Below are 13,368 nucleotides of genomic sequence, written 5' to 3'. Positions count from 1 at the left end.
ACCGCAAGCCGAAGGCGCTCTCCGGCGGCCAGCGCCAGCGGGTCGCGATGGGCCGCGCCATCGTCCGCGAGCCGCAGGTCTTCCTCATGGACGAGCCGCTCTCCAACCTCGACGCCAAGCTCCGCGTCTCCACGCGCACCGAGATCGCCTCGCTCCAGCGGCGCCTCGGCATCACGACCGTCTACGTCACCCACGACCAGGTGGAGGCGATGACGATGGGCGACCGCGTCGCGGTCCTGAAGGACGGCGTCCTGCAGCAGGTCGCCGCGCCGCTCGACCTCTACGACCGTCCGGCCAACGTCTTCGTCGCCGGCTTCATCGGCTCGCCCGCGATGAACCTCGGCACGTTCCCGGTCGAGGACGGCGAGGCCCTGGTCGCCGAGGCCCGGATCCCGCTCCCCCGCGCGACGACCGACGCCCTCACCACCGGCGAGGTCGTCCTCGGCTTCCGGCCCGAGGCCCTCGAGCGGGTGCCGGCCGGTACCGAGGGCGCCTTCGCCGTCGAGGTGCTGGTCGTGGAGGAGCTCGGCTCCGAGGCGTTCCTCTACGGCAGCCTCGGCGCGACGCTGCACAACCCGCAGCTGGTCGCCAAGGTCGAGCCGAGGAGCGTGCCCGCCAAGGGCAGCGTCGTCCACTTCCGGGTCAACCCGGCGAAGCTGCACGCCTTCTCGACCACCACCGGCGAAGCGCTGCCGACGGCCTGATGTCCGTCCTCGTCCACGGCCCCGCGTCGTGGAACCGCCTCGTCCTGCTCGACCGGCTGCCCGCCCCCGTCCCCCACACGGTCTTCGCCGACCGCTCGTGGGAGACGGTGGGCGGGACCTCGGCCGGGAAGGCGCTCGGCCTGGCGGCACTGGGCCGCCGCACGGTCCTCTGCACGCAGCTCGCGAACGACGACGTCGGCGACCGTGTCCGCGGACTCCTCGAGCACGTCGGGGTCCGCGTCCGCGTCACGCCGTCGGAGGTGACCGAGCGGCATCTCAACCTGATGACCCCACGCGGCGAGCGGCTCTCGATCTTCCTGGAGCAGCCGCCGGCCTCCAGGGATGGCTCCGTGCCCGGACCGGGCGACACCTCCCTGAGTGAGGCGATGGCGGCAGCCGACGTGCTCGTGCTGGACCTCTCCCCCGAGTCGCGACGCCTCCTGCCCGTGGCTCGCGCGACCGGGCGGCCGATCTGGGTCGACCTGCACGACTACGACGGCCGGGCTGCCTTCCACCAGCCGTTCCTGGAGGCGGCTGACGCAATCTTCCTCAACGACGACGCGACCGACGATCCCTTCGGATTGCTCCGCGCGTGTCTGCGGTTCGGGGCCTCGTTCGCCGTGTGCACGCTCGGCGCCGACGGGGCGATCGCGCTCGATGCGTCGGGGCGTCGGCACCGGGTGCCGGCGGTTCCGGTGCCGGTCGTCGACACCAACGGAGCCGGCGATGCGTTCTTCGCCGGCGCCCTCCATGCCCACCTCGACGGTGCTGATCTGCCGCAGATGCTCGCTGCGGGCGCGGCGCACGCGTCCGGCGTACTCGGGAGCAGGCATCTGCACCCGGCCCTCGATGCCCTCCTCGGCGCGCCCTGATCCACCCCGCGCGTGCCCACCTCGCCCGTGCCCACCTCGCCCGTGCCCACCTCGCTGTAAAGCGGGATTACGTGCACTTCTGCCGCCGTAGACAACGGCAGTAGTGCACGTAATCCCGCTTTACAGCGACTGGAGCCTGCGAGACCGGCCAGCGTTCCCCACGCCGGCGCGACGGTCGCCTCAGGCGCGCGCGGGAGGGCGGTCGGTCGAGCCCCGGAGCACCAGCTCGGGCTGGACGACGAACTCGGTGCGGTGGGCGGTGTTGCCGTTGATCTCGTCGACGAGCGCGTCGACGGCCGCGATCCCCATCGCCTCGACCGGCTTGCGCAGGGTCGTGAGCGGGGGGTCGGAGAACGCCGTCATCGGGCTGTCGTCGAAGCCGACGACCGAGAGGTCGCGGGGTACGTCGAGGCCCCGTGCCCGCGCGGCGCGGATCGCCCCGAAGGCCATGATGTCGCTGGCGCAGACGATGGCCGTGCAGCCCTGGTCGAGCAGCGCGGACGCCGCGGTCTGACCACCCTCGAGCGTGAAGAGGGAGTGCGCCACCAGGTCGGTGCCGTCGAGCCCGCGGGCGGCCATCGCGTCGGTGAAGCCGGCGACCTTGCGCGCCGCCGGGACGAAGCGCGCGGGGCCGGTCGCCAGGCCGATCCGCTCGTGGCCGAGCTGCGCGAGGTGGTCCACCGCCATCCGCATCGCGGCCTCGTCGTCGACGGAGACGAACGGCGCGGAGATCCGGTCGCTGTAGCCGTCGATGAGCACGAACGGGACGCCCCGCGCGCTGATCCGGGCGTAGCGCTCGTGGTCGGCCGAGGTGTCCGCGTGGAGGCCGGAGACGAAGACGATGCCGGTCACCCCGCGGTCGATGAAGACCTCGACGAGCTCGTCCTCGGTGGAGCCACCGGGGGTTTGCGTGCCGAGCACCGGGATGTAGTCGTGGCGGGCGAGCACCTGCTCGATCACCTGCGCCATCGCGGGGAAGATCGGGTTGCTCAGCTCGGGCGTGATCAGCCCGACCAGCCCCGCCCCGGCCTCGCGTGGACGGCCCGGGCGCTCGTAGCCGAGCACGTCGAGCGCCGCGAGCACCGCCTGGCGGGTGGTCGGCGACGGGCCCGGCTTGCCGTTGAGCACGCGCGACACCGTGGCCTCGCTGACCCCGGCGTGCGCGGCGACATCAGCCAGCCGCGGAGTGGCCCGTCGAGCTTCCGCCATCTACGAGGTCCACCAGGTGGTGCTGTCCGGGGCGAGCACGACGTCGGCACCGTCGACGACGACGTCGGACGAGCCGAGGAGCAGGCGGCCGGGCAGGGACATGCGTACATGATCCCCCGACGTGTTGGCGATCACCACCACCGGGTCCCCCGCGCGCGGCGTACGACGGAACGCGAGCACGCCCTCGGGTGCGTCGAGCCACTCCACGGAGTCGCCGGCACCGAGCGCCGGCTGCTGCCGACGGACCGCGATCGCGGCGCGGTAGAGCTCGAGCGTCGAGCCCTCCACTCCCGTCTGCGCCTCGACGCTCAGGTCGGCCCACTCGGCGGGCTGCGGCAACCAGCTCGCGCCGCCCTCCGGCCCGAAGCCGTACGGCGCCTCGGCGCCGCTCCACGGCAGCGGGACACGGCAGCCGTCACGGAAGCCGTCCTGGCCGTTGTCGCGATGGAACGACGGGTCCGCCCGGACCTCGTCGGGCAGGTCGGTGACGTCGGGCAGGCCGAGCTCCTCGCCCTGGTAGACGTAGGCCGAGCCGGGCAGCGCGAACATCAACAGCGTGGCGGCCCGCGCCCGCCGGAGCCCGACCTCGCGGTCGCCCGGCGTGGTCATCTGGATGCCCGAGCCGGGCGAGTTGGCGAACCGCGTGGCGTGACGGGTCACGTCGTGGTTGGAGAGCACCCAGGTCGGGGGCGCCCCGACCGCGCCCATCGCGTCGAGGGTGACGTCGACGATGTCGCGGAGCGCTGCGGCGTCCCAGTCGGTACAGAGGTAGGAGAAGTTGAACGCCTGGTGCATCTCGTCAGGGCGGACGTACTGCGCGGCGCGCTCGAGCGTCGGGGTCCATGCCTCGGCGACGAGGATCCGGTCGCCGGCGTACTCCCCCAGGACGCGACGCCAGTCGCGGTAGATCTCGTGGACGCCGTCCTGGTCGAAGAAGGGCATCGGCTGACTGCCGAGGAGCGTGAGCTGGTCGGCGCTCCCGATGTCGGGAAGGCCAGCGGCCTTGACCAGGCCGTGCGCCACGTCGACGCGGAAGCCGTCGACGCCGAGGTCGAGCCAGAAGCGCAGAATCGAGCGGAACTCGTCGTGCACCGCACGGTGCTCCCAGTTGAAGTCAGGCTGCTCGGGGGCGAAGAGGTGGAGGTACCACTCGCCGTCGTCCACCCGGGTCCACGCGGGACCACCGAAGATCGACTCCCAGTCGTTGGGCGGGAGCTCGCCGTGCGCACCGCGGCCCGGCCGGAAGTGGAAGCGCTGGCGCGCGGCGGAGCCGGCGCCGTCGCGCACCGCACGTGTGAACCACTCGTGCTGGTCGGAGCAGTGATTGGGGACCAGGTCGACGATGACCCGCAGGCCCAGCTCGTGCGCGTCCTCGATCAGCCCCGCGGCGTCGGCGAGGTCACCGAACATCGGGTCCACACGGCGGTAGTCGGACACGTCGTACCCGGCGTCGGCCTGGGGCGAGGCGTAGAACGGCGACAGCCAGACCGCGTCGACACCGAGGTCGCGCAGGTAGGGCAGCCGGGCCCGGATGCCCGGGAGGTCGCCGATGCCGTCGCCGTCGGCGTCCGCGAAGCTGCGCGGGTAGACCTGGTAGATGACGCCGTTGCGCCACCACTCGGCCTCGGCCTGCGGGCCGGCGCCGCTCAGGTCGGCCTGCACGTCAGCCTGCACGTCGGGGATCGTCTGGAGGTCGTTCATCAGTTGCTCTCGTCTCGGGTGAAAACGGCGACGGTGCGGGCCGGCACGCTCAGGGAGCCGGTCGCCTCGTCGTAGCTGGAGGTCCTGACCACGGCGTCGGCGCCGCCGGCCTGGATCGGATGCAGTGCGTACGCCGTACCCACGGCGCCCGGCAGCATCTGCTGCTGTCGCTCGGGCGTGGCGTTGAAGACGACGACCAGGTCACCCAGGGCCATCGTGAGCACGCCGGGCGTCTCGTCGGGCCCCGACAGCGGGAAGGAGAGCTGCTCCTGGACCTGCCCGGCGGTGGCCAGCGAGAACGCCGGCTCGGCCTTGCGGATCGCGAGGAGGTCGCGGTACGCCGCCGAGGTGCTGGTGATCTCGTCGCAGCCGACGCTGATCCGGTCCAGCAGGTCGCGCGCCCACGACCACTTGGGCCTGTTGTCCTGCGCAGGCGGCAGACCGCGGCCGAAGCCGTTGCCGTCCTCGCAGTTCCAGTGGAGCGCGTTGAACCAGTCGCCGCTGTCGTAGGAGTTGCGGTCGAGCGACTTCGAGCGCAGCAGGTCGGTGCCGGCCTGCGACAGGGCCGGACCCTGGGAGAGCGTCGCGGTCGCCATCGCCACGACCTGCATGCGCGCGCGGTCCGCAGCGCTCGTCGCAGCCGGGAGCTTGAAGGCCAGCGCGTCGAAGAGCGACTCGTTGTCGTGGGCGTCGACGTAGGCCAGCGCATCACCAGGTGCAGCGGCGTAGCCCGCGGGCTGGCCGTTGTAGTCGACCTCGTCGCCGGTCACCGTCCGGCCACGGCTGTCGGTGAAGCGGTACGACGCGAGGTTCCCCGACAGGCCGACCTTGATCAGGTCGTGGGCGTGCAGGAGCCGCCGGCGCTGCTCGTCGACAGTGCCGTTGGCCGGCGACCCGTTGGGCTCGGTGAAGAGGCCGGAGGCGAAGCCCTGCACGCGGGGGTCCTCGTCGAACGGACCGCCCCCGCGCACGGCGTCACGGGCCCGGTCGGAGAAGGTGGCGATGCCGGTGCCGGCCATGTTCTGCTGCGTGGCCTGCACGAAGCGGGCGTCGTCGGCGATCTCGCCGAAGTTCCACCCCTCGCCGTACAGGATGATCTTCTTCCCGTCGACGCCGTCCTTCGCCAGCGTGAGGCTGTCGAGCGCGGCGCGCACCGCGAGGATGTTCGCCTTCGGGTGGTGGCCCATCAGGTCGAAGCGGAAGCCGTCGACCTTGTACTCCTTGGCCCACGTCACGATCGAGTCGACGACGAGCTTGCCCATCATCGCGTTCTCGGGCGCGGTGTTGGCGCAGCAGGTGCTGGTCGCGACGGTGCCGTCGCCGAGCAGCCGGTGGTAGTAGCCCGGCACGATCCGGTCGAGGACCGAGGTGGCCGACTGGCCGCTCGCGGAGGTGTGGTTGTAGACGACGTCCATCACGACCCGGAGGCCGTCACGGTTGAGCGCCGCGACCATCTCGCGGAACTCGCGGGTCCGGGTCGTGCCGTCCGGGTCGCTCGCGTACGAGCCCTCCGGCACCGTGTAGTGCAGCGGGTCGTAGCCCCAGTTGAAGCCGTCCTTCGCGGCCACCTTGCCGACGCACTCCTGCTGCTGCTCGGAGTCGGCGGCGAAGGAGGCGAGGTCGCAGTCCGGCGTCGCCTGGTCAGCCTTCCGCTCGGGCACGGTCGAGAAGTCGAACGCCGGCAGCAGGTGCACGTACGACGTGCCGGCGTCGGCCAGCGCGCGGAGGTGCTTCGAGCCGTCGCTGTCCGCCCGGGTGAAGGCGCGGTAGGTGCCGCGGTCGGCCGCGGGCACGGTGTCGTCTGCGATGGAGAAGTCACGGACGTGGAGCTCCTGGATCTGCGCGTCCCGCAGCGGCACCGCGGCCGGCTTGGCCAGGCTCCCCCAGCCACCGGGCGCGAGCGCGGGGTCGCGCAGGTCGACGAGGAGGCTCTGCTTCGAGTCGGCCGTCAGCGCCACCGCATAGGGATCGGTCACCGTGTTGGTGACGACCTCCTGCGCGCCGGGGGCCCAGACCTTCACCTGGAACCGGTAGGGCTTTCCGCGCCACGAGGCCGGGCCGGTGACCGACCAGACGCCGGTCGCGGCGTCGCGCCGCATCGGCACCTTCGTGCCGGCCAGCTCGAGGGCGACGGACTGCGCCGTCGGTGCCCACACCGAGACGGTCGGACGGCCGTCGCGGAAGACCGGACCGAGCTGTGCCTTCGTCGCCTCCGGGTGCAGGTCATCGAGTACGCCGGCGAGCTGCACGCCGGTCGCGGCCAGCACGGCGCCGGCCGCGTTGCGCTGGGTGGCGACGACCTGGCCGCGCAGCACCTCCCGGACGCGGTCACGGTCCCGCGGATCGACGGACCACGCGGCGTGCCCGGCGAGGTGGGGGAAGGCAGCCCTCTCGGCGTCGGTCAGCGCCGACGGAGCGAGGCGCAGCCACCGCTCGTCGGTGCTGGTCAGCCGACCGTCGGCGGCCCTGATCGTGCCCTCGCGGGAGGAGAGCAGCTGGGTCGAGGCGGCGCCCGCCACGCCGTCCCACACGACGGTGTCGCGGTCGATCCAGACCGCCTTGGCCGCGGCCAGGTCGAGCGCTGCAGCACTCCCCGCGACCTGCGGGAGCAGCGGCTTCTCCTGGCCGCTCAGCACCCAGGCCTCGTGGCCGCGTGGTCGGGTCAGGTCGAGCGACTGGTCCGAGGGCAGGTCCTTCTCGTCGCCCCTGTGCAGGATGTAGCTCAGGCTCTTCGCGCCGGCCGCCAGCGGCACCTCGTAGACAGCCCCGAAGGCATCCACGCGACTCGGCTCCACCGGCCGCGCCCAGTCGGTCGGGGACGCGGCACCGGTCCAGACGTGCATGCCCCAGCCGTCGTACGCGCCATCGGCCCGGTGGTAGTGGAGGACCGCCTTCGAGGTGTCCTGCGCCGGGTAGTCGGGGCGCTGCGTGACGACGGCCGGGCTGCCCTGCTCGAGCCAGACCTCACCCGTCTTCGTGACGTCGATCGAGCGGTCGGCGGCGACGTCCTTGTTGCCCTGGCCGTCGATCACGAGGAAGCCGACGTTGGAGGCGCCCGGCTTCAGCTTCACGTAGGCGAAGGCGCCGTAGGCGTCGCGCCCGATGAAGGGGTGGCCGGTCGGCCACGGCGTCGACTCGCCCTCGGCGATGTCGCCCCAGGCGTAGAGGCTCCAGTCGGCGTAGTTGCCGTCGGGGCGGTGGTAGTGGACGACCGCATGGTCGCGCGACGACGCGGTCGGCGCCTCAGGCACCGGCGGGGTGCCGGTCACGCTGCTCGCGGTGGCACTCGCCGTACGACCGGAGGTGTCGACGACGACCGCCTTGTAGCGCAGCTCCGTGCCCGCCGGCAGGTTCGTGGGCAGCGCCTGCGTCACCGTGTACGGCGCGTGGTCGGCCGAGCCGAGCACCTTCCACGCGCCGTCACCCACCTGGGCGGCGAAGACGACACGGCTCAGCTCGCCGCCGTCGACGTCGGCCGTGACCTCGACGGTGCCGGTCGCGCCGCGCGCCGGAGCGGCCAGCGTGAGGGACGGGGCGGCGGACGGTGCCGCGAGCGGCTCGGTCGCGCGGTAGACGACCGCCGATCGCGCCGGGACGGTGACGGTCAGCCGGCGCTCGGCGTCGGACGTCAGATGGTCGATGGCACCGTGGATGCCGCGGTACTCCATGCCGCCGGCACCGGTCGCGAAGGTGGCTGAGCGCGACTCGGCAGCGTTGTTGACCGCGACGACGTACTCCCGCCTGTCCTCCGCATCGGTGCGGCTGAAGGCGTAGACGCCGGCGCCGTCGTCGGCGTACCGCTCGACCTGTACGCCGTCCGCGAGGGCCGGGTGCTCCCGGCGCAGCTCGGCGAGCTCCGCGAGCTGGCGGTAGAGCGGGGCCGACGTGTCGAAGGCATCGCTCGCGTGCGTGGCGCCGGTGCCGATCCGGTCGTCGTCGAGGTAGTCGGCGACCCGCGAGCCGAACATCGTCTGCCGCGCGTCCTTGTCCCCTCCGTTGCCGGCGAAGCCCTGCTCGTCGCCGTAGTAGACGACCGGGTTGCCACGGCTGAGGAACATCACCTCGTTGGCCAGCTGGGCACGCTGCAGCAGCTCGGCGTCGCTCGCGTTGCTGTTGTCAGCGGTGAGGAAGTGACCGATCCGGCCCATGTCGTGGTTGCCCAGGAAGCTGACCTGCTCGTAGGCGTTGGCCTTGTCGGTCGTGTAGCGGTAGTCGTCGGCGAAGACGCTCGCCAGCCGCTTCGCGCTGCCGCCCTGCGAGGCATAGGCACGCACGGCGTCCTGCAGCGGGAAGTCGAGCGTGGCGTCGAGCCGGCCTTGCGTGACGTACGGCGAGGTGACGGCCGTGTCGGCGGAGTAGACCTCGCCGAACATGAAGAAGTCGTCGCGGCCCTGCTTCGCGGCGTACGCGTCGAGGGCGGTGGCCCACTGGGTCCAGAACTCCATGTTGACGTGCTTGACGGTGTCGATGCGGAAGCCGTCGATGTCGAAGTCGCGCACCCAGCGCTGGTAGATCTTCGCCATGCCCTCGACGACCTCGGGGCGCTCGGTCCACAGGTCGTCCAGGCCGACGAAGTCACCGTGCAGCGCGGACTCGCCCGCGAACGTCGAGTCGCCCCGGTTGTGGTACATCGTCGGGTCGTTGAGCCAGGCCGGGACCTTCTCCGCCGACGTCGGCTGCGGCGTGTAGGGGAACGCATCGTGGTCGACGGCTGGGAAGGTGTCGCTGCCGTCGGCGTACGCCGCATCGTCGAACGGCCGCCCGTCGCGGTCCAGGTAGGGGAAGGCGCCCTTCGCGAGGTAGTCGTAGGCCTTCTCGTGGTAGTCGATGCCGTCAGCGGTGTGGTTGGTGATGACGTCGAAGAAGACCTTCATGCCCTTGGCGTGGGCCTTGTCGACGAGCTCCTCGAGGTCGGCGTTGGTGCCGAAGTGCGGGTCGACCTGGGTGAAGTCGGTGATCCAGTACCCGTGGTAGCCGGCGGAGGCGTTCTCCCCCGTCCCCTGGACAGGGCGGTTCTTGAAGATCGGCGCCATCCAGATGGCCGTCGTGCCCAGCCCCTTGATGTAGTCGAGGCGCTCGGTGAGTCCGGCGAGGTCGCCGCCCTGGTAGAAGCCCTTGTCGGTTGGGTCGTAGCCGGTGACCATCCGCGTGCCGGTCAGGCCACCGCGGTCGTTGGCGGTGTCCCCGTTGGCGAACCGGTCCGGCAGCACGAAGTAGAACTGCTCCCGCGTCGCGTCGTGGCGGGACGGCTCGGCAGCCAGCGCTGCATCGGAGGGCGGGGCAACCGGGCGGGCGGCAGGCTGCGCCGTCGCGGGACTGGCCGCGGCGAGCACGGCGAGGAGGGTTGCAAGGGCCAGCGAGGCAGAGCGTCCGGTGAACACCGCGTGACCGTAACCGCTCCGCAACCCTGCCTGCAAGCCTTTCGCAAGATTGCGAATTTTCTTGCAGGAAACTGTTGACCTCTGCTTGTCGGGCACGCCAAGGTCGCCGGGACAGGTGTGGCGCCCATCACACGGGAAGTCACACGCCCTTCAGGACGGAGTCCCTCTGCAATGAGTCGTTTCCTCGCCCTCGCCGCCGCCGGAATCGCCGGCGCGGCCCTCGCCGTGGCAGGTCCGGTCACCCCGGCGCCGCCCGCCCACGCCGACCCCGCCACCAGCGGCGACGTCATCGCCAACCTCTGGGAGTGGAGCTGGCCCTCGATCGCCCAGGAGTGCACGAACCACCTCGGGCCCGCCGGCTACGGCGCGGTCCAGGTCGCTCCGCCATCGGAGTCCCTCAAGCAGGCAGGCTTCCCCTGGTGGGACGTCTACCAGCCGTACTCCTACTCCCTCGACAGCCGGTTCGGCACCGCCGAGCAGTTCTCCTCGATGGTGGCCGCGTGCCATGCGGCCGGCGTGAAGGTCTACGTCGACGCGGTCATCAACCACACGGCCGCGGTGAGCGGCGCCGGCTACGACGGCACCACGATCAGCAACAAGTACGACACCCCGGACTTCGACCACGCCGACTACCACCACCCGGGCGACGGCTACTGCAACGACGCCGACGGCATCATCGATGACTGGAACAACCTCTCCGAGGTGCAGAACTGCGAGCTCCTCGGGCTCGCCGACCTCAAGACCAGCGAGGATGCCGTCCGCGGCAAGATCGCGGGCTACCTCAACCAGCTCCTCGCCGCCGGCGTCGACGGCTTCCGCATCGACGCGGTCAAGCACATCGCGGCGGCCGACATGGCCGCCATCGAGGCGAAGCTGAACCGGACCGCCAGCGGGGCGGCGCCCTACGTGTTCCAGGAGGTCTACCCCGGAAGCACCCCGCAGCCGAGTGACTACTTCGGCACCGGCGACGTCCTCGACTTCACCTACGCCAGCAGGCTGAAGTCCGCCTTCCAGGGCAGCGTCTCCGACCTCGGCTCGCTCGGCTCCAGCGGCATCCTGCCGGCTGCCAACGCGGTCGACTTCGTCACCAACCACGACACCGAGCGCAACGGCCTGCACCTCTCCTACAAGAACGGCGCCAGCTACGTCCTGGCCAACCTCTTCCAGCTCGCGTACAAGCACGCGACACCCACCATCCACGCCAGCTTCACCTGGAACGGCACCGACGACGCTCCACCCAACTCCGGTGGCTACGTCACCCCGACCGACTGCTCGAGCAGCCAGTGGCACTGCCTCAACCGTGACCGTGCCGTGGTGGGCATGGTCGGCTGGCACAACGCCGTCGGCTCGGCCGACGTCTCCCACTGGCAGACGAAGTCGTCCGACGTCATCGGCTTCGGCCGCTCCGGGAAGGGCTTCTTCGCGCTGAACAACGGCGCCACCCCGGCGACGTACACCTTCACGTCGGGAATGGCCGACGGCACCTACCGCAACGTCGTCGACGGTGGCACCACCAGCGTGACCGTCAGCAACGGCAGCGCGACCGTGACGATTCCCGCCAAGGGCGCGGTCGCCTTCCACGTCGGCGCGCTGTGCACCAGCGGCTGCGGAGGCACGGGTGGGGGCACGGGCGGGGGCACCGACCCGGCCACGGTCGCGGCCACGTTCAACATCCACGCCCCGACGACGCTCGGCACCCAGGTGTACGTCGTCGGGTCGACGCCGTCGCTCGGCAGCTGGAACACCGCAGCCGCCGTCCCCCTCTCCGCGTCCGGCTACCCGATCTGGTCCGGTCAGGCCTCGGTGCCCGCAGGTACGACGTTCGAGTACAAGTTCATCAAGAAGGACGGTGCCGGCGCCGTCACCTGGGAATCGGGCGCGAACCGCTCGACCTCCAGCGGCACCACCGCCGTGACGCTCGACCATGCGTGGAACCTCGCCAACGCGAACGCCACCGACGTGACCTTCAAGGTGAACGCCACGACCGACCCCGGCACCAACCTGTACGTCGTGGGGTCGATCCCGGCCCTGGGCTCGTGGGACCCGAACAACGCGATCCCGCTGTCGTCAGCGGCGTACCCGGTCTGGGCGAAGACGGCGATCGTGCCGAAGGGGACCAGCTTCACCTACAAGTACGTCAGGAAGAACGCCTCCGGTGTCGTGACGTGGGAGTCGGGGAGCGACCGGTCCTTCACGACCGGCACCGGCACCGGCTACCAGACCGCCGACACCTGGCGCTGACCCCTGGCGCTGACCGCGCACCCCCGGCCGCCGAGAGCCCTGCGAGAGCGGGCCAGGCGGCCGGGGGTGGCGCGTGTCGGCCGACCGTCAGAGCGCAGCGGCGCGGCACGCCGCGCGCTCGCAGCCGTCGAACGCGAGCAGGCGCTCCCGCAGCTCCCGCGCCCAGGGCTTGCGCCAGTCCTCCGCGAACACGTTGCGGTCCTCCCACGGCCGGTCGTACCGGTACAGCTCCCATGCGTAGCGGACACCGGTCCAGGAACGGTCGAGGTCGACGCGGACCAGCAACCCCCGCGCACTCCGCACCGCGACGTACGACGGCACGAACTCGATGTCCCGCTCCGGGATGACGTCGGGGTCGGGGTCGCCGGGCGCGGAGAAGTTGTTGGTGTGCTCGAAGAAGACGAACCGCTTCCCCCGGGCGCGGGGCTCGCGCAGGGCCCCGCCGAAGGAGCGCCCCGCGCGCCCGACCGGCGCGATGCCGGCCAGGCGCTCCAGGGTGGGCGCGACATCGATGTTGCTCACGAACTGGCTCCGGCGGCCCGGCACCACCCCGGGCCCCGCAACCAGCAACGGCACGCGGGTGTCGGTGTCGTACGCCGTCCCCTTGCCGCCGTTGAGGCCGTGCTGCCGGAGGTGGTAGCCGTTGTCGGACGTCACCACGACGTACGTGTCCGGCCCGACCTCGGCCCGCACCCGGCCGATCAGCCGGTCGATCGACTGCGCCATCCGGGCACGGTTGCGGAAGTCGCGCAGGGCCTCGGTGACACCCATCGTCCGGGGCACCGTGTTCCACGCGGGCGCCGCGACCACCTTGCCGCGGACGACCCGCACCGGGGCGTTGTCCCTCCGGTCGTCCTCGTAGCCGACGAGATCGTCGGTGCCGAGACTGCTGCACGCGACCGCGCCGCAGTTGCCACCGGGACGACCGGCGTGCGGCCGGTCGCGGAACGCCGCCGGAAAACGGGGCTCCCCCGGCCAGGCCCGGCGCAGGGACGAGTGGGTGGCGTACGTCGACACCTCCAGGAAGTACGGCGCCCGGTCGTCGCGGTGCTTGCGGAGGAAGGCGACTGCCTTGTCCGCCATGACGTGGTTGCTGTAGCTGCGGTCCTTCTCGGCCGCCGTGGCCGACGCCCGGGGCACCGGGGTGTTGCGCAGGCGCAACCGGCCCGCGGCGTCGACGTACGAGCTCCGGTAGCCCCAACCGCTGTAGCCACCCTTGAAGATCGCCTGGAAGTCGTCCCACCCCGGCGGCAGCGGCGG

General features: G+C 71.7%; 7 protein-coding genes. 3 read left to right on the top strand and 4 right to left on the bottom strand.

Translation table 11 applies throughout. The features are described 5' to 3' along the window. Window positions 1–704: ABC transporter ATP-binding protein (locus VLF38_RS14050; RefSeq protein ID WP_325271865.1), on the top strand; the 704-nt coding region annotated here is incomplete at its 5' end. Then, window positions 704–1,576: a carbohydrate kinase family protein gene (locus VLF38_RS14045; RefSeq protein ID WP_325271864.1), complete on the top strand. Its 873-nt coding sequence runs from the start codon at window positions 704–706 to the stop codon at window positions 1,574–1,576. The genes VLF38_RS14050 and VLF38_RS14045, both read left to right, overlap by 1 nt. A gap of 180 nt (window positions 1,577–1,756) precedes the next feature. On the opposite strand, the gene VLF38_RS14040 is transcribed toward VLF38_RS14045, so the two are convergent. The 3 genes from VLF38_RS14040 to pulA are packed head-to-tail and all read right to left on the bottom strand — an operon-like array spanning window position 1,757 to window position 9,867. Further along, on the bottom strand, window positions 1,757–2,785 hold the full coding sequence (locus VLF38_RS14040) for a LacI family DNA-binding transcriptional regulator (RefSeq protein ID WP_325271863.1): 1,029 nt from the start codon (window positions 2,783–2,785) through the stop codon (window positions 1,757–1,759). Beyond that, entirely contained in the window at window positions 2,786–4,486 is a 1,701-nt protein-coding gene (locus VLF38_RS14035; RefSeq protein WP_325271862.1) for a glycoside hydrolase family 13 protein, read from the bottom strand. It abuts the gene before it with no gap. Continuing rightward, window positions 4,486–9,867: a pullulanase-type alpha-1,6-glucosidase gene (gene pulA / locus VLF38_RS14030; protein ID WP_325271861.1), complete on the bottom strand. Its 5,382-nt coding sequence runs from the start codon at window positions 9,865–9,867 to the stop codon at window positions 4,486–4,488. Before pulA ends, VLF38_RS14035 begins: the two co-directional genes overlap by 1 nt. 171 nt (window positions 9,868–10,038) lie before the next feature. Here pulA and VLF38_RS14025 point away from each other — a divergent pair, with 171 nt between their 5' ends. Beyond that, window positions 10,039–12,108: a carbohydrate-binding module family 20 domain-containing protein gene (locus VLF38_RS14025; protein WP_325271860.1), complete on the top strand. Its 2,070-nt coding sequence runs from the start codon at window positions 10,039–10,041 to the stop codon at window positions 12,106–12,108. 87 nt (window positions 12,109–12,195) lie between these two features. Here the strand turns inward: VLF38_RS14025 and VLF38_RS14020 are convergent. Next, the coding region (locus VLF38_RS14020; protein WP_325271859.1) for a sulfatase-like hydrolase/transferase at window positions 12,196–13,368 on the bottom strand (1,173 nt) is incomplete at its 5' end.

Source organism: Nocardioides sp. (assembly GCF_035481145.1).
In the GTDB taxonomy this organism is placed as follows: Bacteria; Actinomycetota; Actinomycetes; order Propionibacteriales; family Nocardioidaceae; genus Nocardioides.
This window is presented reverse-complemented; position numbering and strand designations above follow the sequence as displayed.